Below are 19,574 nucleotides of genomic sequence, written 5' to 3'. Positions count from 1 at the left end.
GGCGTCAGCCGGCTCCGCAGATCTTCAGCCCGACCGGCGTCCCGCAGGGGAGATGACCGTGGGTGCGGACGACGTCCTGGCCGCTGCCCCGGGTGATGTAGGAGAGGAAGCTGGAGGCGAGGGAGTCGGCGGGCGGCTGTCCGTAGGTGTAGGCGTACTCGATCTCGCGGTACGGATAGTCCGAGGTGCCGCGCTCCAGGTCCTCGACGGAGGCGGTGTGGCCGTCGAGGCTGATCCTGTGCAGCCTCTTGTGGCCGGCGGCGCCGTTGAGCTCGCTGTAGCCGATCGCGCCGGGCAGCTCGGCCACCGCGTTCAGCACCTGCTCGGTGGAGTCGAGTTCGCAGCGCACGACCGGTGCCGTGGCGTCGTCCTTGTGGGCGCAGTCCAGCGAGGAGTTGGCGATCTCGCCGCGCCCGAGCACCCGGCGCTGGAACACCTGCCGCGTACCGGAGTTTGCGTCCCGGCTGACCAGCAGGACGGGCCGGTCGGGTCCGCCGAGCTGCTTCCAGTTCCTGATCTCGCCGCGGTACAGACGCCGTACGTCGGTCAGCGACAGGTTCCTGACCGGGACGGAGTCGTTGACGACCAGCGCGAAGACCGACACCGCGATCCGGTTCTCCCGCAGCTGCGGGAAGGCGCCCGGCCTGGGACCGTCGGAGAGGGCGACGAGGGCCGGGGACCCCTTCTTCGACGCCTGCCCCGCCGCGTCGAGTTCGCGCACGCCGGCCGTGCTGCCGTGGGCGTCCACCGTGATCGCGGAGCCCTGGCAGGCGTACTCGTACTTCTCGGCCAGCTCGCGCATCACGGGCTCGAAGGCGGTCGAGCCGGTGACGGTCAGCGTGCCCTGCGCGCAGCCGATCGGCGACGGTGAGTCGTCGCGCAGAACGACGATCAGGGCGAGGGCGACGACGCAGACCGTCAGGAGCACGGTGATGAGCCGGGCCGCGCGGCTGAACAGCGGTGGCTGGTCGTCCGGTGTCGTACTGCGGTTGGGCCGGACCTCGCCGTCACGGATGCCGCCGACGATCCGTATCGGACATCCCACGTCGCCGCCCGACAGCAGGACGAGCAGCTTGAAGTGCTCGCCCCGGTTGAGCGGGACCCGCGGGATGCGCAGCGTGCCGTCCTCGTAGCCGAGCCCGGCGGCCGGGGTGAAGTGGTCCATCAGGTGGTCGGTGCCGGGCGGCTGGGTCACGGACACACCGCGGATGGTGCGGTCGGTGAACACCGCGGTCAGTCCGTGCCGTTCACGGCTCGTGTAGTCGTCCCCGGCGATGCTCTGCGAGCCGTCGTTCTCGATCCGCAGCAGCACGAGGGTGGCGTCGGACATGCCGGGAGCCTCGTCGAACAGCCCGAGCCGTACGTTCGCGCGTCCCGAGCGCACGTCGTCGCCGATGGGATTGTCCATCTGCACGCGGTAGCCGACCGTCTTGCGGCGCGGCACCCTGCGCTCGTACCAGACCATCACGGCGGAGGCGACGACACCGATGACGGCGGTCCCGACGGCCACGACGTTCTCTGCGCTCAGCCACTCCACGTGAGCCACTCCCCCGAGCCTGCGGTGCGGTCACCGTACGGCTCTGGCCGGAAACAACCCACATACGGGAAGTGAACTTCGACGGCCGTGGACGGTACGGCGGCCGGAGCGTTCCCCGGGGTCCCGTGGGCCACCGCCCGCGGGACCCCCGGCGTGTCTTCTGGGCTCAGCCGCTCTTCGTGTAGATCAGCTCGGCCTCGGCCGCCGAGCCGGTCTTCGCCCGCCGCAGCCGGCCGTCAGGCAGGAGGGTGACCTCGGAGGCGTCGCCCGGCTTGCAGGACGGCGGTGCCCCGACGGTGACCTGGGAGGGGCCGATCTCCAGCGGACCGCCTGCTCCCGGGGCCGTGGCGAGGGCGGCCTGGAAGACACAGTGGTAGTCGCCGCCGTCCGCGGTGACCGTCAGCACCGTGTCTCCGACCTCGCCCTGCTGGATGGTCATCCGGCGGGTGTGGTGTCCGCTGTCGTTGTCTATGACCGCGTCCCAGGTGCCGAGGAACGCCTCCGGGACGGTGCCGCCCTGGGTCGCCGGGCCGCTGGGCGAATCGGAGGCGGTGGCCGGCGGCTGCGACGCGCTCTGCCCCGGTGTCGTCCCGCCGGAGGCCGTGGTGGACGCCTTGGGGTCCTCCTGGCCGCCTCCGCCGCCCCGGCCGTTCAGCAGCGCGAACACGCTGCCGCCCGCGCCGAGCGCGACGACCAGGGCCACGACCACGAGCAGGGCCGTGGACCGGCCGCTCCTGTGCGGGGGCTCCGGGCCGAGCGGGGCGACGCCGGGACCGTACGGAGGGGTCGCGCCGTAGGGCGGGGTCGCGCCGCCGGGCCCGTACGGATGGGCGGCCACTCCGGGACCGTAGGGAGGCGTCGAACCGTAGGGCGGCTGGGCCGAGCCCCAGCCGGCCTGCGGGTAGCCGTACGCGGGGTGGGCCGGGCCCTGGCCGGGGGGCTGCGGGTGCTGCTGCGGATAGCCGTACGCGGGGTGCGGGCCGGACGGCGCCGCGGGGGGAGGCGTCGTGCCCGGGCCCGCGATCACGGTCGGGAGGTGGTTCACGGGGCCGGGCTGCCCCGGAAGGGGCGGGGTGGCGCCCCCCTCGGCGGGCGCGTGTTCCGGGGATGCCTCGCCGGACGCGGCGGGCGCCGAGGAGGAGTCGGAGGGCGTCGAGGAGGCGGCGGAAGCCGAGGAGGAGGACGAGGCGGCGGGCGAGCCGGTGGGCGGCTTGGAGAAATCGGGGGCGGCGACGGGCGCCGGCGGCAGGGAGGGAGCGGCACCATGCGCGGGCGGGAGGGCGGGAGCGGCGGCGGGCGCGGGCGGGAGGGCGGCCGGAGCACCCGCCCGGGGCCGCTCCGGTCCCCTGTCCGGGTTCTCCGTGTCCAGCAGCCGCACGGCGTGCCGCCCGAGCTGGGCCACCAGCGAGCCGGGCAGCCAGGGGTCGAGGGTGCGTCCTTCCGCGACGGTCTCCTCCGCGCCCGTGCGCTCCAGGATCTCGTCGAGCCCGGGCCGGGCGCCGGGATCCTTGCGCAGACAGTCCCGCACGAGGTCGGCGAGCCCCTCGGGCACCCCCGTGAGGTCGGCCTCCTCCTGCGCGATGCGGAACATCATGGCGTGCACACCGCTGTTGGCCGCGCCGAACGGAAGGGCGCCGGTGGCCGCGTACGACAGGACCGAGCCGAGGCAGAAGATGTCGCACGCGGGCGTGACGCGGTCACCGCGCACCTGCTCGGGAGCCATGAATCCCGGCGAGCCGACGAGCGCCCCGGTGTGCGTCAGGCCGCCGTCCGTCACCGTCTCCAGGGCACGCGCGATGCCGAAGTCGATGACGCGGGGGCCGTCGATGGTGACGAGGACGTTCGAGGGCTTGAGGTCGCGGTGGATGAGGCCCGCGGAGTGGATGTCCTTCAGCGCGTGCGCGAGGCCCGCGGCGAGGATGCGCACGGAACGCTCGGGCAGCGCGCCGTGGTCGCGTCCGACGACGGCCTGGAGCGAGGGCCCCGCGACATAACCGGTGGCCACCCACGGGATCGGGGCCTCCGTGTCCGCGTCCAGGACGGGCGCGGTCCACAGCCCGCCGACCCGGCGGGCGGCCCGCACCTCCTGCCGGAAGCGGGCCCGGAACTCCTCCTGCTCGGCTAGTTCCGGCCGGACGAGTTTGACCGCGACGGTACGTCCCCGGTCGGACCGTGCGAGATAGACGTGGCCCATCCCTCCGGCACCGAGTCTCGCCAGCAGCCGGTACGCCCCGATCTGCTGCGGATCCCCCGCCCCCAGGTTCTCCATGGCAGTGCCCACCCTCCCCCGTACGTGTGCAACAGACCGAGGATAGTGCGCCGTACCGGGCATCGGGCGGGGCAGTGTCTACGGTTCCGTCACGACTGGTGCCGTTTTGGTAACGGGTCCCACCGCTGTCCTTGACGTCCCCCGCCGGGGACCGCCCCGAGCGGCCTCCCGGCCAAGCCCGACAGACTGTCGCGGAAAGCCCCCGACCGCAGACAGGACGCCGATATCGCGCCCGGCCGGCGGACATTTACGCTTCGCCGCATGACCCCTCAGCCCAACCCCCAGGCCGGCGCCGCCGTGAAGGCCGCGGACCGCGCGCACGTGTTCCACTCCTGGTCCGCGCAGGAGCTCATCGACCCGCTCGCCGTCGCAGGCGCCGAGGGCTCGTACTTCTGGGACTACGAAGGCAAGCGGTATCTGGACTTCACCAGCGGGCTCGTCTTCACCAACATCGGCTACCAGCACCCGAAGGTCGTCGCCGCGATCCAGGAACAGGCCGCGACCCTGTCCACGTTCGCGCCGGCCTTCGCCGTCGAGGCGCGTTCGGAGGCGGCCCGGCTGATCGCCGAGCGGACCCCGGGCGACCTGGACAAGATCTTCTTCACCAACGGCGGCGCGGAGGCCGTCGAGAACGCCACGCGGATGGCCCGGCTGCACACCGGCCGTCCGAAGGTGCTCTCCGCCTACCGCTCGTACCACGGGGCCACCTCCACGGCGATCAACCTCACGGGCGACCCCCGGCGCTGGCCGAACGACAGCGGCGCGGCCGGTGTCGTCCACTTCTGGGCGCCGTTCCTGTACCGCAGCCCCTTCCACTCCGACAGCGAGCGGCAGGAGTGCGAGCGCGCGCTCCAGCACCTGGAGGACACCATCGCCTTCGAGGGACCGGGGACCATAGCGGCCCTGATCCTGGAGACGATCCCGGGCACCGCGGGGATCATGACGCCGCCGGCCGGCTACCTGACCGGGGTGCGGGAGATCTGCGACCGCTACGGGATCGTCTTCGTCCTGGACGAGGTCATGGCCGGGTTCGGCCGCACCGGCAGGTGGTTCGCCGCGGACCACTACGAGGTGACGCCGGACCTGATGACCTTCGCCAAGGGCGTGAACTCCGGCTACGTCCCGCTGGGCGGCGTGGCGATCTCCGCCGAGATCGCCGAGACCTTCGCCAGGCGGCCCTACCCCGGCGGGCTCACCTACTCCGGGCACCCGCTGGCCTGCGCCGCCGCCGTCGCGACGATCAACGTCATGGAGGAGGAGGGGATCGTCGGCCAGGCCGCCGCCATCGGCGAGACCGTCATCGGACCGGGCCTGCGCGAGCTGGCGGAACGGCACCCGAGCATCGGCGAGGTGCGCGGCACGGGCGTCTTCTGGGCGCTGGAGCTGGTGAAGGACCGGGAGACCCGGGAGCCGCTGGTCCCGTACAACGCGTCGGGCGAGGCGAACGCGCCGATGGCCGCGTTCGGTGCCGCGGCCAAGGCCCGCGGTCTGTGGCCCTTCATCAACATGAACCGCACCCACGTCGTACCGCCGTGCAACATCACCGAGGCCGAGGCCAAGGAGGGCCTGGCGGCCCTGGACGCGGCGCTGTCGGTGGCGGACGAGCACACGGTGTGAGGTCTGGGGCCTGTCTGACAAGCCCCAGGGGTTCCCGTCCCTGGTGGGGTCGGCCGTGCCGGTTCCCCGCGCCCCTTCGGGGGTGCCGGGGAGTCGGCCCGCCGACCCCCACGGCGTATGGTGTCCTGCTCGTAGAGATACGCGAGTAGATACGCGCACCGAACCCATGCGACGGGGAGTGAGACCACCACCATGGCCGGCATCGGCGGCAGTGGCGCCGTAACACGCAGCACCCTGCGGCAGCAGATCGCGGACGCGCTCCGTGACGAGGTGCTCGGGGGTCGCCTCCGGCCGGGCCAGGAGTTCACGGTGAAGGAGATCGCCGAGCAGTACGGCGTGTCCGCCACCCCGGTCCGCGAGGCCCTGGTCGACCTGTCGGCCCAGGGCCTCCTGGACGCCGACCAGCACCGCGGCTTCCGCGTCCACGAGTACTCCGGCGCCGACTACCGCGGCATGATCGAGGCGCGCAGCCTGATCACGGAGGGCATGTTCCAGAGCCTCGCGGCCAGCGGCATGCCACAGGCGGACGACCCCCGCGCGCTCGCCCAGCTCGCGGCCGTCCGGCGCCGCGGCGAGGAGGCCCAGCGCGCGGCCACCGCCGGCGACCTGAACATCCTCATCGGCTACGACCTCCGCTACTGGCGCGAGCTCAGCAACCTGTTCGGCAACGCCTATCTCGCCGACTTCCTGCACCGGATGCGGGTCCAGTCCTGGGTCTGCACGGTCCAGCATCTGCGCCACGTCTCCGATCTCAAGGGCCATCTGTGGTCCGGCCACACCGAGCTGGTGGACGCCCTCGCGCGCCGCGACGCCGACGGGGCGCGGGCGATCGTGACGGCGTACAACGAGCACGCGCTCACCCTCATCGAGCGCCTCGACGCCCCCTGAGCCGCGGTCCGGGCGCGGATCGTCCCGTTCCCGTGCCTGTTTCCCGTGTTTGAGAACACCCCCCGCGGGCGATCGGGGGGATGGGGAGGTGTCCCCGGGGAGCGGGCGACCCCGGCCATCGGGAGGCCTACTTGTGTACCGGCCTCTTCACAGGACCGCCACGCGCATTACGCTGCCCTGACCACCCTGCACCCCAAGGAGCAAGAGGAGCCGTCTGTTGGCCTGTGACCTGTGGTTGGTCCCGCTCGTCGACGTGCTGTGCCACACCCCCGACAACCCCTTCGCCGAGGAACTGGCGCTCTACGACAAGGTGCTCGCCGAGGCCGGGCTTCCCCCGGTGCCGGTGTACGCGTACATGCCGGGCCTGTCGGGTGACGTGGCCCCGGTCGCCGGCTTCGACTACGACGCGCTGCACTTCCTGCGCCGCGCGTACCTGCTCCAGATGTGCGGGCTCGCGGTGGCGCCGGTCGATGAACTCGGCGGCGACTACGAGCAGTTGCTGGAGATGTTCGAGACGAACGCCCAGCAGTCCCATCTGGTCTGGCACTACGACCACGCGGGCGCCTACGTTCCGGTGGAGTTCCCGCACCCGCTGGCCAACGACGAACTCCTCGCGGGCGGCGGGCCGTTGGGCTCGTCCCAGGCTCTCCTGCGCGAACTCGAGTTCGTGGCCCCCTCGATCGGCATCGACCCGGCGAATCCGCCGGCCCCACCACAGCCCCCGAGCGCCCCGACGGAGCTGGAGGAACCCGCCGCTCCGTCCCCCTACGACTCCAGCCCCTTCGCCCGTGAGCGTCACGTCTGGCTGGGCCTGCACGCAGCCGCGACCCGGAGTCTCGCCCAGGGCTCCATGATCGTCTTCAGCTGATCCGGCCGTCCCACGGTGCGGGGCCCGGCCGCGTGCCCGCGTGGCCCCGCACCGGCGGGGACGGAGTCCGCCCGGCCGGTCGTCAGCCCAGCTGGGACAGGCCCTTGTGGAGGTCCTCGGCGTTCATGACGGGGGAGAGGTCGATCCGGGCGCCGAGTTCCGTGAAGAACGGCTCCGCGATCACCGGAATCCGACTGCTGTCCTGAAGGTCGAAGACCATGTAACAGGCTCGGCTGCCCTCGTAGGTGGTGAAGTAGGTCGCTTCCGGCTTGAGGCGCTCCATCGTTTCCTGCATCAACTGCGGAAGCTTCCCGCTGCGGATGAGTTCGTTGGCCTTCTCCGTGTCCATGGTCGCCCTGAGCATCACGCGCATCGCACTCTCCTTGTCCGTCGGTCGACGCACGCAGAAGCCCCCGAACGTGCGCTTTCAGGCTATTCCCCCCGCCGACGGCATGCTCACGGCGCCGACCCGGACGTCACTCTCCAGTGAGACCCAAGCCGCGTCACTCGTGGGGCGGATGCTCACTCGTGGGACGGGCGCTCGCTCATGGGGCGGGCGCACCGAGCGGGCCGGACCGGAAGCGGAGGCCCGACCCGTCAGCTCGACTCGCGCACCACAAGCCGGCAGGGAACCGTGTGGACGCCCCCGCGCCCCCGCTCCTCGCCGTCCCCGGCATCGCCCTCGGCATCCTCCCCGGTGCCGGCCTCGGCGTCGGTACCGGTCTCGGCGTCGGCGTCGATGGCCTCCAGGAGGCGCAACGCCGCGATCCGGCCGATCTCGGTGAGGTCCATGTCGATGGTGGTCAGCGGCGGACGGCAGGCCAGCGCCATGGTGTCCCAGTTGTCGTAGCCGACGACGGCGATGTCACCGGGAACGTCCACACCCCGCTCGCGAAGCGCGTCGGCGACACCCCGGGCGATCTGGTCGTTGCCGCAGAAGAAGGCGTCGGTGTCCGGGGCCGTGCGCAGCACCGCGTCGGCGGCCCGGCGCCCCCATGCCTCGCTCCACTCGCCGAAGTGGACGCGTCCGGTGGCGAGCCTCAGCGAGGAACGCCCGAGGTGCTCGGCCGCGTGCCGGGCGCGGTCGCGGGCGGCGGCGTGGTGTTCCGGGCCGGTGACGTGCGCGATCCGGGTGCGGCCCGCCGCCAGCAGGTGTTCCACCGCGAGCCGGGCGCCGCCCCGGTCGTCGGAGACGACGGAGGTGTCGGCCGGGTCGGTGGACGGGGAGAGCGCGTAGACGATGGGGATCGGGTCGACGCCGGTGAGCGGCGGGCGCGGGTCCGTGCGGCGGCCGGTGACGATGATGCCGTCCACCCTGCGGTCCATCAGGTTGCGCAGATGGTGCTGCTCGCGGATCGAGTCGCCCCGGGTGTCGCACAGCAGGACGGAGATCTTCCCGGCGCCGAGCGCGTCCTCGGCGCCGAGCAGCACCGGGGTGGAGAAGCGGCCGATGCCGTCCGTCGTCATCAGTCCGACCGTCCAGCTTCGGCCGGTGTGCAGGTTCCGCGCGTGCTGGTTGGGCCGGAAGCCGAGCGAGTCGACGGCGTCGAGAACCCGCCGGCGGGTCTCGGGCCGCATCCGCCCGCCGCCGTTCAGCGCCTTCGACGCCGTGCCCACACTGACCCCCGCGAGGGCGGCGACGTCGGCGAGCTTGGCCCGGCCGGCGAAGGACGAACGCGGAGCAGAAGTCACGGGCAATCCTTTTCCTTCGCATCGACCAGGGCGGTACCGGCCCTCGTCGACGACATTGGCTACCCCATCGTGCCAGCGGCCAGGGATCCGGACCAGATCCGGAGCGGCAGAGAAAATATTGCGCCGCGACCCTTGACCCCTCCCGCCGCCTCCCCTCTACTTTCGGGCAGGAAAACGGTTGCTCAAACGAGTTCCCGAGCAGCCGACCAGGTTCCTGCCCGAGCACCCTGCCGCCCATGACCGAGCAGTCGGCCGCACCCCTGCCCGCACCCGAGCGCGCCCTGCCGTACCCGTCCTCGAACACGTCACGACCCGTCGAACGCGTTCCACGAGAACCGGAGAACCATGCCCCCCACACGCTCCGCCGCCCGCCCCGGCACGGGCCCCGTCCACCCCACTCCCGGTGCCCGTGGCGCGCTGCGCCCCGCGTCCGCCACCATCGGCGGCGGCTTCTGGCACACCCGCCGTGAGGTCAACGCGCGCACCTCCGTCCCCCAGGGCCCGGACCTGCTGGAGTCGGCGGGCAACCTGCACAACCTGCGGCTGGCGGCGGGCACGGCCGAGGGCGAGTTCCAGGGCGCGTACCCGTTCCTCGACACCGACGTCTACAAGTGGCTGGAGGCCGCCGCCTGGCGGCTGGCCGGGGAACCCGCGGGCGCCCTCGCCGCCGAGGTGGACCGGATCATCGCCCTGGTCGCCGCGGCCCAGCAGCCCGACGGCTACCTCAACACGTGGTTCCAGCTGCGCGGGAACGGCGAGCGCTACCAGGATCTGCGCTGGGGCCACGAGCTGTACTGCGCGGGCCACCTCATCCAGGCGGCCGTGGCCCACCACCGCACCACCGGGCGCCCCGAACTCCTCGACGTGGCCCGCCGTTTCGCCGACCACATCGACACGGTGTTCGGCACCCCGGACAGCGGGAAACCCCTGGACGGCATCGACGGCCACCCCGAGATCGAGACCGCCCTGGTCGAGCTCTACCGGGAGACCGGCGAACGCCGCTACCTCGACCTGGCCGGCTACTTCGTCGACCGGCACGGCCACGGCCTGCTCGGCGGCGAGGCCTACTGCCAGGACCGGGTCCCGGTGCGCGAGGCAACCACCGTGGAGGGCCACGCCGTACGGCAGTTGTATCTGCTGGCCGCGGCGGCGGACCTGGCGTCCGAGACCGCCGACGCCGAACTCCGCGCGGCCACCGAGCGGTTGTGGCAGGCCATGGCGGCGACGAAGACCCACCTCACCGGCGGGCTCGGCGCCCACCACGACGAGGAGGACTTCGGCGACCCCTACGAACTCCCCAACGAGCGCGCCTACTGCGAGACCTGCGCGGCCATCGCCTCCGTCCAGTGGAGCTGGCGCATGGCCCTGCTCACCGGCGAGGCCCGCTACGCCGACCTGATCGAACGCACCCTCTACAACGGCTTCCTGGCCGGGGTCTCCCTGGACGGCGAGCGCTGGCTGTACGTCAACCCGCTCCAGGTCCGCGACGGCCACACCGACCCCGGCGGCGACCAGTCGGCCCGCCGCACCCGCTGGTTCCGCTGCGCCTGCTGCCCGCCCAACGTCATGCGTCTGCTGGCCTCCCTGGAGCACTACCTCGCCTCCACCGGCCCGGACGGCCTCCAGATCCACCAGTACGTCACCGGCGAGTACCGCGCGGACCTGGCCGGCGCCCCCGTCGCCGTACGCGCCGAGACCGACTACCCCTGGCACGGCACGGTCGCCCTCACCGTCGAGGAGACACCCGAGACCCCCTGGACCCTCTCGCTCCGCATCCCCCAGTGGTGCGGCTCCTTCCGCGTCCACGACGGCGAACGGACCTACGACGGCACGAACGCGCCCGTCCGGGACGGCTGGCTGCGCCTGGAGCGGACCTGGGCCCCCGGCGACCGGGTGATCCTCGAACTCGCCCTGGACGCCCGGCTCACCGTCGCCGACCCGCGCGTGGACGCCGTACGCGGCTGCGCGGCGATCGAACGCGGCCCGCTCGTGTACTGCCTGGAGCAGGCCGACCATCCGGGCGGCGGTCTGGACGCCATCGTCCTCGACACAGCCCGCCCGCTCGCCGTCAAGCAGCGTCCCGAACTGCTCGGCGGCGTCACCACCGTGCTGGCCACCGGACACCGCCGCGAGCTCCCAGACGACGGCTCCTGGTGGCCCTACCGCCCCGCCGGTCACACGGCGGCCCCGGCCGGGGGCCCGGTCGAACTCACCGCGATCCCCTACTACGCCTGGGCCAACCGCGAGGACGGCGCGATGCGCGTCTGGCTGCCCACGTCCTGATCCACGCACCCGCGCACACGTCTCTCCCCGTCTCCCGACAACGAGGTCACCCCGTGAGAAGCACCCGCCGCACCCTGACCGCAGCCATAGCCACCGCCTGTGCCCTCGCCACCGTCACCGCGTGCGGCGGCTCCGGCTCCTCCTCGTCCGGTACGTCCTCGACGTACACCTTCTGGGACCCGTACCCGCAGTTCGACGCCTCGTCCGACTGGGGCAAGCGCGTCACCGCCTGCGGCACCGACGCCGGGGTCAAGATCAAGCGCACCGCGTACGACACCACGGACCTCGGCAACAAGGCGCTGCTCGCCGCCCAGCAGGGCAACGCGCCCGACGTGATGCTGGTCGACAACCCGGTCGTCTCCACCCTCGTGGAGGCCGGCATCCTCACCGGAACCAGCGACCTGGGCCTCGACACGGCCGCGATCCAGAAGAACATCATCGGCGCGGGCACCCTCGACGACGCGGCCTACGGCGTCCCCATCGGCGCCAACACCCTCGCCCTCTACTACAACAAGGACGTCCTCTCCGCCGCGCACGTGGACCCGGCCGGCATCAAGGACTGGGCGTCCCTGACGGCGGCCCTCAAGAAGATCAAGGCGGCGGGCAAGAAGGGCATCACCTTCTCGGCGATCAACACCGAGGAGGGCAGCTTCCAGTTCCTGCCCTGGTTCTGGGGCGCCGGCGCGGACCTCACCCGGCTCGACTCCGCCAAGGGCGTGGCGGCCCTCACCCTGTGGAAACAGTGGGTCGACGCGGGCTACGCCCCCAAGGACGTACTGAACAACACCCAGACCACCAGCTGGCAGGAGTTCGCCACCGGGGACTACGCCTTCGGCGAGAACGGCACCTGGCAGCTCGCCAACGCGGAGAAGGCCGGGTTCCCGTACGGAGTGGTCAACATCCCCGCACAGAAAGGCGGTTCGGCGCCGGTCCCCACCGGCGGGGAGTTCGTCACCGTTCCCGTGCAGAAGGACACCGGCCGCTACGACACCACCAAGAAGATCGTCACCTGTCTGACCAGCGCCGAGAACCTCCTGGCGAGCGACACGACGCTGACCTATGTGGCGCCCACCTCCGCGGTGCAGGCCCAGCAGGTCAAGGCGAACGCGAAGCTCGGGCCGTGGGTGGAGGCGGTGGCGTCGGCGCGGGGTCGCACGAGCGGCGGCCTGGGCACCGAGTACCCCACCATCTCGCAGCAGATGTGGACCGCCGTCCAAGCGGCCCTCTCCGGCTCCAAGGCCCCCGCCGCCGCTCTGTCCGACGCCCAGGCCTCCGCCGCAAAGGGCTAGGCGCAGACGTTCTTTCGCCCCCTCCGCCCCTACCCGTCCCGCACCCGGGGCTCCGCCCCAGACCCCGCTCCTCAAACGCCGGAGGGGCTGAAACTTCCCCGGCCGGGGCTGCAATCCGGACCAGCCACCACGACGCACCCGCAGTCGGCCACGCACGGAAGGGGCCGTGCCGGTACATCGATGCCCGTCGCCACCGACGGCCACGCCTCATCCAACGGCGACGGGCTGATGTACCGGCACGGCCCCGACCCACCCACCGGACCGACACCGCACCCGGAAACCGCAGAGGCCACCGCATGCTCACCCACGATCGCCGGAGCCGGCTGACGGCGCTGGCCTTTCTCGCGCCGCTGGCCGCGTACCTCGCCGCCTTCTACGCCTATCCCCTCTACCGCAACCTCGACCTGAGCCTGCGCGACTACACGGTCAGGTCCTTCGTCGCGGGCGACGCCCCCTTCGCCGGCTGGGACAACTTCCGTACGGTCCTGGACGACCCGTCCTTCGCCCCGGCGATGCGGCACACGATGATCTTCACCTTCGCCTCCATCGCCGTCCAGTACGCCGCCGGACTCGCCCTCGCCGTCTTCTTCGACCGCCGTTTCCCGCTGGCCCCCACCCTGCGGGCACTGTTCCTGATCCCCTGGCTCCTGCCGCTGATCGTGTCGGCGTCGACCTGGTCCTGGATGTTCAACAGCGAGTCCGGCGTGGTGAATTACGCCCTGCACCTGATCGGCGTCGACCCCGTCGGCTGGCTCACCTCTCCGCACTGGGCGCTGACCTCGGTCATCGTCGCCAACATATGGATCGGCATCCCCTTCAACCTGGTCATCCTGTACAGCGGCCTCCAGAACATCCCCGCCGAGCTGTACGAGGCCGCCGCCCTGGACGGAGCGGGCACGTGGCAGCAGTTCCGCCGCATCACGTTCCCGCTGCTGCGCCCGGTCTCGGCGATCACTCTGCTGCTCGGTCTCGTCTACACCCTCAAGGTCTTCGACCTGATCTGGATCATGACGAAAGGCGGCCCCGGCGACTCCTCGTCCACCCTGGCGACCTGGTCCTACCAGCTCGGATTCGGCACCCTGCTGCCCAAGTTCGGCCCCGGCGCCGCCGTCGGCAACATCCTGATCGTCATCGCCCTCGCCTTCGGGCTGCTGCACATCCGCGTCCAGAGGAGGCAGGAGGCATGAAGTCCCGTACGACCGGCCGCCGTCACACCGTGATCGGCGTCGCCCTCACCGCTCTCATGCTCTTCCCGGTGTACTGGATGCTGAACGTGTCCCTCACCCCGCAGCGCGACATGCGCAAGAGCCCGCCCGGCCTGTTCCCGCTGCACCCCACCTTCGAGGGCTACCGGGCCGTCCTGAACGACCAGTTGCCCTACCTGGGCACCAGCCTGCTCATCGGCCTCGGCACGGTCGCTCTCACGCTGACACTCGCCGCCCCGGCCGGCTACTCCCTCGCCAAGCTGCGCCCGCCCGGCGCGGGACCGCTCTCTCTCGCGCTCCTGGTCGCCCAGATGATCCCCGGCATCGTCATGGCGATGGGCTTCTACGGGTTCTTCCTCGACCTCGGACTGATCGACTCCTGGTGGGGCCTGATCATCGCGGACTCCACCATCGCCGTGCCGTTCGGCGTCATGATCTTCGCCGCGTTCATGTCGGGCATCCCCGGCGAGCTCATCTCCGCGGCCCGCATCGACGGCGCGGGCACCTGGCGGATCTTCCGCTCCGTCGTCCTGCCGGTGAGCCGCAACGCGATCGTCACGGTCTCGCTCTTCGGCTTCCTGTGGGCCTGGTCCGACTTCGTCTTCGCCAACACCCTCGACGGCGGCGGCGACATGCGCCCCATCACCCTCGGCATCTACCACTACATCGGCAACAACAACCAGGAATGGAACGCGATCATGGCCACCGCCGTCGTCGCGTCGATCCCCGCCACTGTCCTGCTCGTCCTCGCACAGCGCTACGTGGCCGCGGGCGTGACCGCGGGCGCGGTGAAGGACTGAGCAGGCGTTCCCCGCTCCCCACCTCCAGGAGGCTCCTCCATGAGCCGCACGAGCCGCTCAGGCCGCACGACCCGGACGTTACGCATCACCCCGACAGCCACCCCCACGGCCGGACCGCCCCAGACCGCCGGACACCACCGCGCCCGTGCCCTGGCCGCCCTCGGCGCCATCGCGCTGGCCGGCACCGCCCTGTTCACCGCGCCTCCCGCCCAGGCCGCCCCCACCGCGGCCACCACCCTGGTCGTCAACGCCGACCAGACCCTCCGCTCCGTAACCCACCTGGCGAGCGGCAGCCTGTACGGCCTCGCCGACGCGAGCACCCCGGCCGACAGCCTGGTCACCCCGCTCAAGCCGAACACCTTCGTGCAGATGGCACCGGGCGGTTCCCAGCTGCCCAACGGCGAACCCGCGCCCGGGGGCGACGCCCTGAAGGTGGCCTCCAAGGCGGCGCGGGCCGGCGCCGGGGTCGTCGTCCGCATGCCCGACTGGTACCCGAACTTCCCCTACAAGTGGGTGAGCTGGAGCAACTGGCTGTCCGCCGTGGACACCCAGATCGCGTCGGTCAAGTCCTCCTCCGCCACGAACATCCGCGCCTACGAGCTGTGGAACGAACCCGACTGGACCTGGGACACCACGAACGCCGGTACGTTCGAGGCGGGTTGGACGCGCACCTACAAGGAGGTCCGCGTCAAGGACACCACCACCCCGATCCAGGGCCCCAGCCACTCGGCATGGAACCAGAGCTGGATGAGCACGTTCCTCACGGCCGCCAAGGCCGCCGGGACCGTCCCCGACATCATCGCCTGGCACGAACTCCAGGGCTCCCAGGACATCGCGGCGCACGTCGCGGCGTACCGCTCCCTGGAGAGCAGCCTGGGCATCAGCGCGCGCCCGATCTCCATCGAGGAGTACGCGACGCCCACCGAGGTGGGGGTGCCGGGTCCGCTCGTCGGGTATGTCGCCAAGTTCGAGCGGGCGGGTGTCCATGACGCCGAGCTCGCCTTCTGGAACCACTACGGCACCCTCGGCGACACTCTCACCGACACCGGCGGATCACCCAACGGCTCGTACTGGCTGTACAAGTGGTACGGCGACATGTCGGGCAGCATGGTCCCCACCACGCCGCCGGCCCAGACGGGCATCGACGGGGCCGCGTCCCGTACCGGGGACGGCCGGCAGATCAGCGTCGTGTTCGGCGGCGGCACGGGTTCGACGGCCGTGACGGTCAAGGGCCTGGGCTCGTTGTCCGCCTTCGGCAGCACCGTGCACGCCAAGCTGGAGTACACCCCGTCCAAGGGCCGCACCACGGCCGTATCGGCCCCGTACACGATCTCGGAGGCCGACTACACCGTCTCGAACGGGTCCGTCACCGTGCCCGTGGCCATGAACGCCTCGGACGGCTACCACCTGGTCATCACCCCCAGCGGCGGCTCCACCTCGCTCGCCGGGACCTACCAGATCACCAACAGGAACAGCGCCCTCGCCCTGGACACCCAGAGCGCGGGCACGGCCCAGGGCACCGCGGTCGTCCAGGCCACGTCCTCCACCGGCACCAGCCAGTCGTGGACCCTCTCCGCCGCCGGATCCGGCCTCTACAAAATCAGCAACAAGGCGAGCGGTCTGCTGCTCGGCATCACGAACGCGAGCACGGCGGCCGGCGGGACCGCGCTGATCTGGGCGGACAACGGCACCGCGGACCACCTCTGGCAGCTGATCCCGGCCGGGGACGGCTACTACAAGATCGCCAACTACAACAGCGGTCTGCTGCTCGGCGTGAACGGCATGAGCACCTCCACCGGCGCCCAGGTCCTCCAGTGGGACGACAACGGCACCGCCGACCACCTGTGGAGACTGACCTCGCGCTGAGGCCGCTCCCCAGGTACGGGTACGCCCCCGGATGTCGGCCGGGGGCGCACTCGTGGAACAACCGCTTCGGACACCGCCACGGACCCGGTTCGGGCACCGCCACGGATACCGCTCCGCGCTAGATGAACGAGTTGATCTCGATCGTCTCGGTGCGGCCCGGTCCGACGCCGATCGCGGAGATCGGGGCACCCGACATCTCCTCCAGCGCCTTCACGTAGTCCTGCGCGTTCTTCGGGAGATCCGCGAAGGTCTTCGCCTTGGTGATGTCCTCCGACCAGCCGGGGAGGGTCTCGTAGATCGGCTTCGCGTGGTGGAAGTCGGTCTGGGAGTACGGGAGTTCCTCGACGCGCTTGCCGTCGATCTCGTACGCCACGCAGACCGGGATCTCCTCCCAGCCGGTCAGGACGTCCAGCTTGGTGAGGAAGAAGTCGGTCAGACCGTTCACGCGGGTCGCGTAGCGGGCGATGACCGCGTCGAACCAGCCGCAGCGCCGGTCACGGCCGGTCGTCACACCGCGCTCGTGGCCGATGCGCCGCAGCGCCTCGCCGTCCGCGTCGAAGAGCTCGGTCGGGAACGGACCCGAGCCGACCCGGGTGGTGTACGCCTTGAGGATGCCGATGACCCGGCTGATCTTGGTCGGGCCGACGCCGGCACCCGTGCAGGCGCCGCCCGCGGTCGGGTTCGACGACGTCACGAACGGATACGTGCCGTGGTCGATGTCCAGGAGCGTGCCCTGGCCGCCCTCGAAGAGCACGACCTTGTCCTGCTCCAGCGCCTGGTTGAGGATCAGGACGGTGTCCGCGACGTACGGCTTGAGCCGGTCCGCGTAGCCCAGCAGCTCCTCGACGACCTGGCTCGCCTCGATGGCGCGGCGGTTGTAGAGCTTGGTGAGCAGCTGGTTCTTGACCTCCAGCGCCGCTTCGACCTTCTGGACGAGGATCGACTCGTCGTAGAGGTCCTGGACGCGGATGCCAACACGGTTGATCTTGTCCGCGTAGGTCGGGCCGATTCCGCGCCCGGTGGTGCCGATCTTCCGCTTTCCGAGGAAGCGTTCCGTCACCTTGTCGACAGTGACGTTGTAAGGCGTGATGATGTGAGCGTTTCCGCTGATCAGCAGCTTGGAAGTGTCGACGCCGCGCTCGTTCAGTCCGTTCAGCTCGGAGAACAGGACGGACGGGTCGACGACGACTCCGTTGCCGATCACCGGAGTGCACTCCGGCGTGAGGATTCCGGAAGGAAGGAGGTGGAGAGCGTATTTCTGGTCGCCGACGACTACCGTATGGCCGGCGTTGTTGCCGCCCTGGTAGCGCACCACATAGTCCACGGATCCACCGAGCAGATCGGTGGCCTTTCCCTTGCCTTCGTCACCCCACTGAGCACCGAGCAGCACAAGTGCGGGCACAGGCGTACACCCCTTCCGGGCGGGGCATGTCCAAGGTCGGGACGTACGTGACCGTTTGTGGCTACGGCTGTGTACACCGGCGACCACCATTGGCCGCGACCGTCGGACCGGATGCCCCGGAATAGACGAAGCCCCTGGCGCAAAGGCGCAAGGGGCTCTTGCAGAAAGATGCTACCCGAGGAAGCGAGGCAGGACCGAGGTGGCGGCTTCCGACCAGCTCCTGGTGGTCATCGACCCGGTCGCCCGACGGACGGACGGCGAGTCCGTCCGGATCGCGAAAGACGTGCTCAGCGCGGGTGCGGCGACGAAGGTGTGCCTCCCGGAAGGGCCCGAGGAATTCGCTCGGGCGCTGATCCGCCGGGGTGCGCGCCGACCCGTCGTCATCGGTGACGACGGCGCCCTGCTGCGGGCGGTGTCCCTGTTGCACCGGCGGCGGGAACTCGCCGCGTGCGCGCTGTCCTTCGTGCCCGTGGGCGGTGCGCTGTCGCTGTCCCGTTCGCTCGGGGTGCCGATGGGGACCGTCGCGGCGGCCAGGGCGGTCCTCGACGGGGCCGAACGGCGGCTCGACCTGCTCGTGGACGACAGTGACGGTGTGGTGCTCGGCGCGCTGCGCATCCCCTCGCTGCCCTCCCGGCCGTCCGCTCCGGTGCCCGTGGGAGTGCCCGGGGAGGAAGCCGGCGCGCGTCCGTGGCTGCGTACCTGCCAGTCCTTGGTACGGACCCTCGCCTCCCGGCCGTCCCGGCTCGCCTCCGCACCCGGACTCGGGCCCTCCCGACTGCGGATCGAGGTCGACGGAGTGTGCGTGGTGGACCTGGACCAGCCCGTGGAGACCGTTTCGGTGACACCGGGGGGCTCGGGCACCGGCGCCGAGATCGAGGTCCGCGCGGTGTCCGTGGGGGCCGCGTCCTCGCCCCTGCGGCTGCTGGGCCACAAGGTCACCGTCTCCGGCGCCGACTTCCGCTACGGCGCGGACTCCGTGGTGAGCGGCCCGGTGCGGACCCGGACATGGACGGTACGGGAGTCGGCCTGGGGCCTGACCCTGCCGGCGGCACCCTGACGGTGTGAGGGGCGGGAGGCACGGGCGGGGGCCCTGGCCGCCCCGGTGGCCTCAGCGCCTGGTGACCCTGGTGCCCTGGTGACCCGGGTGGCGGGACGAAACGCGGATCCGCTCCGGCGGAGAGGGGCGGGTGCTCCGACAAAACCCCGGGCGGGTGCTCCGGCGGGACGGAAGCGGGGTGCTCCGGCGGGACCGGGAGCGGCCCGGTGGTCAGCCGTCGTCGCCGAACAGCGTCTCGCGGTGGGCGCGCCAGCGTTCCATCATCGCGGCGATCTCACCGTCGATGAACTCGAAGAACGCAAGGGTCTCGGAGAGCCGCCGCCCGGCGGGGGTCGTGGAACCGAGGGAGTCGACACCGGCGCGCAGGGCGAGTTCCCAGCGCTTGAGCACCGCGTCACGGCTGGTCAGCGCCTCGTACCACTGGTTGCTGTGCACGCGGTACCGCTCGCGCCGTGAGCCCGGCTCCCGCTCGCGCGAGACCATGTGCTGCTGCGCGAGATAGCGCACCGCGCCGGAGACGGCGGCGGGGCTGACCTGGAGCTGCTCCCCGAGTTCGGCGGAGCTCATCGCACCGGAGTCGGAGGCCAGCAGCGCCGCGAAGACACGGGCGGGCATCCGCTGCATCCCGGCCTCGACGAGCTGCGCCGCGAAGCCCTCGACGAACTTCGAGACCGCCTCCGGGTCCCGTTCCGCCGCACTCGGTTCCGCCATCTGTCGATCATCTCCCCTGCTCACGCATCACCGTCGAGTGTATCCAGGATTTATATGTTTCCTTAACTTCACAAATTTCTGAAAGAAGCG

15 protein-coding genes are annotated in these 19,574 nt (G+C 71.3%); 9 read left to right on the top strand and 6 right to left on the bottom strand.

Going from position 1 to position 19,574, the window contains the following annotated elements:
• Positions 1–4 precede the first annotated feature (4 nt).
• Positions 5–1,537 carry a substrate-binding domain-containing protein gene (locus OG485_RS23650; protein WP_328670581.1) on the bottom strand — a complete coding sequence of 511 codons (1,533 nt, stop codon included), beginning with the start codon at positions 1,535–1,537 and terminating at the stop codon, positions 5–7.
• 166 nt (positions 1,538–1,703) lie between these two features.
• Positions 1,704–3,806, bottom strand: coding sequence for a serine/threonine-protein kinase (locus tag OG485_RS23645; protein ID WP_328670580.1), 2,103 nt, complete (start codon positions 3,804–3,806; stop codon positions 1,704–1,706).
• Between the two features lie 261 nt (positions 3,807–4,067).
• On the opposite strand from OG485_RS23645, the gene OG485_RS23640 reads away from it, so the two are divergent.
• The 3 genes from OG485_RS23640 to OG485_RS23630 all read left to right on the top strand — a co-directional run bounded on the left by OG485_RS23640 (position 4,068) and on the right by OG485_RS23630 (position 7,179).
• A complete protein-coding gene (locus tag OG485_RS23640) occupies positions 4,068–5,423 on the top strand; it encodes an aspartate aminotransferase family protein (RefSeq protein WP_328670579.1) in 1,356 nt (451 codons plus the stop codon).
• 192 nt (positions 5,424–5,615) lie between these two features.
• On the top strand, positions 5,616–6,311 hold the full coding sequence (locus tag OG485_RS23635) for a GntR family transcriptional regulator (RefSeq protein ID WP_328670578.1): 696 nt from the start codon (positions 5,616–5,618) through the stop codon (positions 6,309–6,311).
• Between the two features lie 217 nt (positions 6,312–6,528).
• The gene (locus OG485_RS23630) at positions 6,529–7,179 is read left to right on the top strand and encodes a hypothetical protein (RefSeq protein ID WP_328450106.1); all 651 of its coding nucleotides are present in this window, start codon (positions 6,529–6,531) and stop codon (positions 7,177–7,179) included.
• A gap of 82 nt (positions 7,180–7,261) precedes the next feature.
• On the opposite strand, the gene OG485_RS23625 is transcribed toward OG485_RS23630, so the two are convergent.
• Together OG485_RS23625 and OG485_RS23620 are read right to left on the bottom strand one after the other, a co-directional pair.
• Complete coding sequence (locus OG485_RS23625) at positions 7,262–7,552, bottom strand: DUF3303 family protein (RefSeq protein WP_328670577.1); 291 nt, start codon at positions 7,550–7,552, stop codon at positions 7,262–7,264.
• Positions 7,553–7,776: 224 nt separating this feature from the next.
• A complete protein-coding gene (locus OG485_RS23620; RefSeq protein ID WP_328670576.1) occupies positions 7,777–8,871 on the bottom strand; it encodes a LacI family DNA-binding transcriptional regulator in 1,095 nt (364 codons plus the stop codon).
• A gap of 345 nt (positions 8,872–9,216) precedes the next feature.
• Here OG485_RS23620 and OG485_RS23615 point away from each other — a divergent pair, with 345 nt between their 5' ends.
• The 5 genes from OG485_RS23615 to OG485_RS23595 all read left to right on the top strand — a co-directional run bounded on the left by OG485_RS23615 (position 9,217) and on the right by OG485_RS23595 (position 16,314).
• On the top strand, positions 9,217–11,154 hold the full coding sequence (locus tag OG485_RS23615) for a glycoside hydrolase family 127 protein (protein WP_328670575.1): 1,938 nt from the start codon (positions 9,217–9,219) through the stop codon (positions 11,152–11,154).
• 53 nt (positions 11,155–11,207) lie between these two features.
• Positions 11,208–12,443 carry a sugar ABC transporter substrate-binding protein gene (locus OG485_RS23610; protein WP_328670574.1) on the top strand — a complete coding sequence of 412 codons (1,236 nt, stop codon included), beginning with the start codon at positions 11,208–11,210 and terminating at the stop codon, positions 12,441–12,443.
• A gap of 296 nt (positions 12,444–12,739) precedes the next feature.
• A complete protein-coding gene (locus OG485_RS23605; RefSeq protein WP_328670573.1) occupies positions 12,740–13,630 on the top strand; it encodes a carbohydrate ABC transporter permease in 891 nt (296 codons plus the stop codon).
• Entirely contained in the window at positions 13,627–14,448 is an 822-nt protein-coding gene (locus OG485_RS23600) for a carbohydrate ABC transporter permease (RefSeq protein ID WP_328670572.1), read from the top strand. Before OG485_RS23605 ends, OG485_RS23600 begins: the two co-directional genes overlap by 4 nt.
• Before the next feature lie 39 nt (positions 14,449–14,487).
• The gene (locus tag OG485_RS23595) at positions 14,488–16,314 is read left to right on the top strand and encodes an RICIN domain-containing protein (RefSeq protein WP_328670571.1); all 1,827 of its coding nucleotides are present in this window, start codon (positions 14,488–14,490) and stop codon (positions 16,312–16,314) included.
• Between the two features lie 118 nt (positions 16,315–16,432).
• Here OG485_RS23595 and OG485_RS23590 read toward each other — a convergent pair whose 3' ends face one another.
• Complete coding sequence (locus OG485_RS23590; protein WP_326786530.1) at positions 16,433–17,716, bottom strand: adenylosuccinate synthase; 1,284 nt, start codon at positions 17,714–17,716, stop codon at positions 16,433–16,435.
• 199 nt (positions 17,717–17,915) lie between these two features.
• Between OG485_RS23590 and OG485_RS23585 the strand changes: the two genes are divergently transcribed.
• On the top strand, positions 17,916–18,773 hold the full coding sequence (locus OG485_RS23585) for a diacylglycerol kinase family protein (RefSeq protein WP_328670570.1): 858 nt from the start codon (positions 17,916–17,918) through the stop codon (positions 18,771–18,773).
• Positions 18,774–18,983: 210 nt separating this feature from the next.
• Here the strand turns inward: OG485_RS23585 and OG485_RS23580 are convergent, their stop codons facing one another.
• Positions 18,984–19,484, bottom strand: coding sequence for a GbsR/MarR family transcriptional regulator (locus tag OG485_RS23580; RefSeq protein ID WP_328670569.1), 501 nt, complete (start codon positions 19,482–19,484; stop codon positions 18,984–18,986).
• Between the last annotated feature and the right edge of the window lie 90 nt (positions 19,485–19,574).

It is taken from the genome of Streptomyces sp. NBC_00328 (assembly GCF_036139655.1).
Classification (GTDB): Bacteria; Actinomycetota; Actinomycetes; order Streptomycetales; family Streptomycetaceae; genus Streptomyces.
Note: the sequence above shows the minus strand (reverse complement) of the source record. Positions and strands in the feature narration are given on the sequence as shown.

Excerpts from the sequence above, each read along its gene's own strand:
- OG485_RS23625 (WP_328670577.1), bottom strand. The coding sequence starts at position 7,552 with ATGCGCGTGATGCTCAGGGCGACCATGGACACGGAGAAGGCCAACGAA.
- OG485_RS23645 (WP_328670580.1), bottom strand. The coding sequence starts at position 3,806 with ATGGAGAACCTGGGGGCGGGGGATCCGCAGCAGATCGGGGCGTACCGG.
- OG485_RS23635 (WP_328670578.1), top strand. The coding sequence starts at position 5,616 with ATGGCCGGCATCGGCGGCAGTGGCGCCGTAACACGCAGCACCCTGCGG.
- OG485_RS23605 (WP_328670573.1), top strand. The coding sequence starts at position 12,740 with ATGCTCACCCACGATCGCCGGAGCCGGCTGACGGCGCTGGCCTTTCTC.
- OG485_RS23580 (WP_328670569.1), bottom strand. The coding sequence starts at position 19,484 with ATGGCGGAACCGAGTGCGGCGGAACGGGACCCGGAGGCGGTCTCGAAG.
- OG485_RS23595 (WP_328670571.1), top strand. The coding sequence starts at position 14,488 with ATGAGCCGCACGAGCCGCTCAGGCCGCACGACCCGGACGTTACGCATC.
- OG485_RS23640 (WP_328670579.1), top strand. The coding sequence starts at position 4,068 with ATGACCCCTCAGCCCAACCCCCAGGCCGGCGCCGCCGTGAAGGCCGCG.
- OG485_RS23600 (WP_328670572.1), top strand. The coding sequence starts at position 13,627 with ATGAAGTCCCGTACGACCGGCCGCCGTCACACCGTGATCGGCGTCGCC.
- OG485_RS23615 (WP_328670575.1), top strand. The coding sequence starts at position 9,217 with ATGCCCCCCACACGCTCCGCCGCCCGCCCCGGCACGGGCCCCGTCCAC.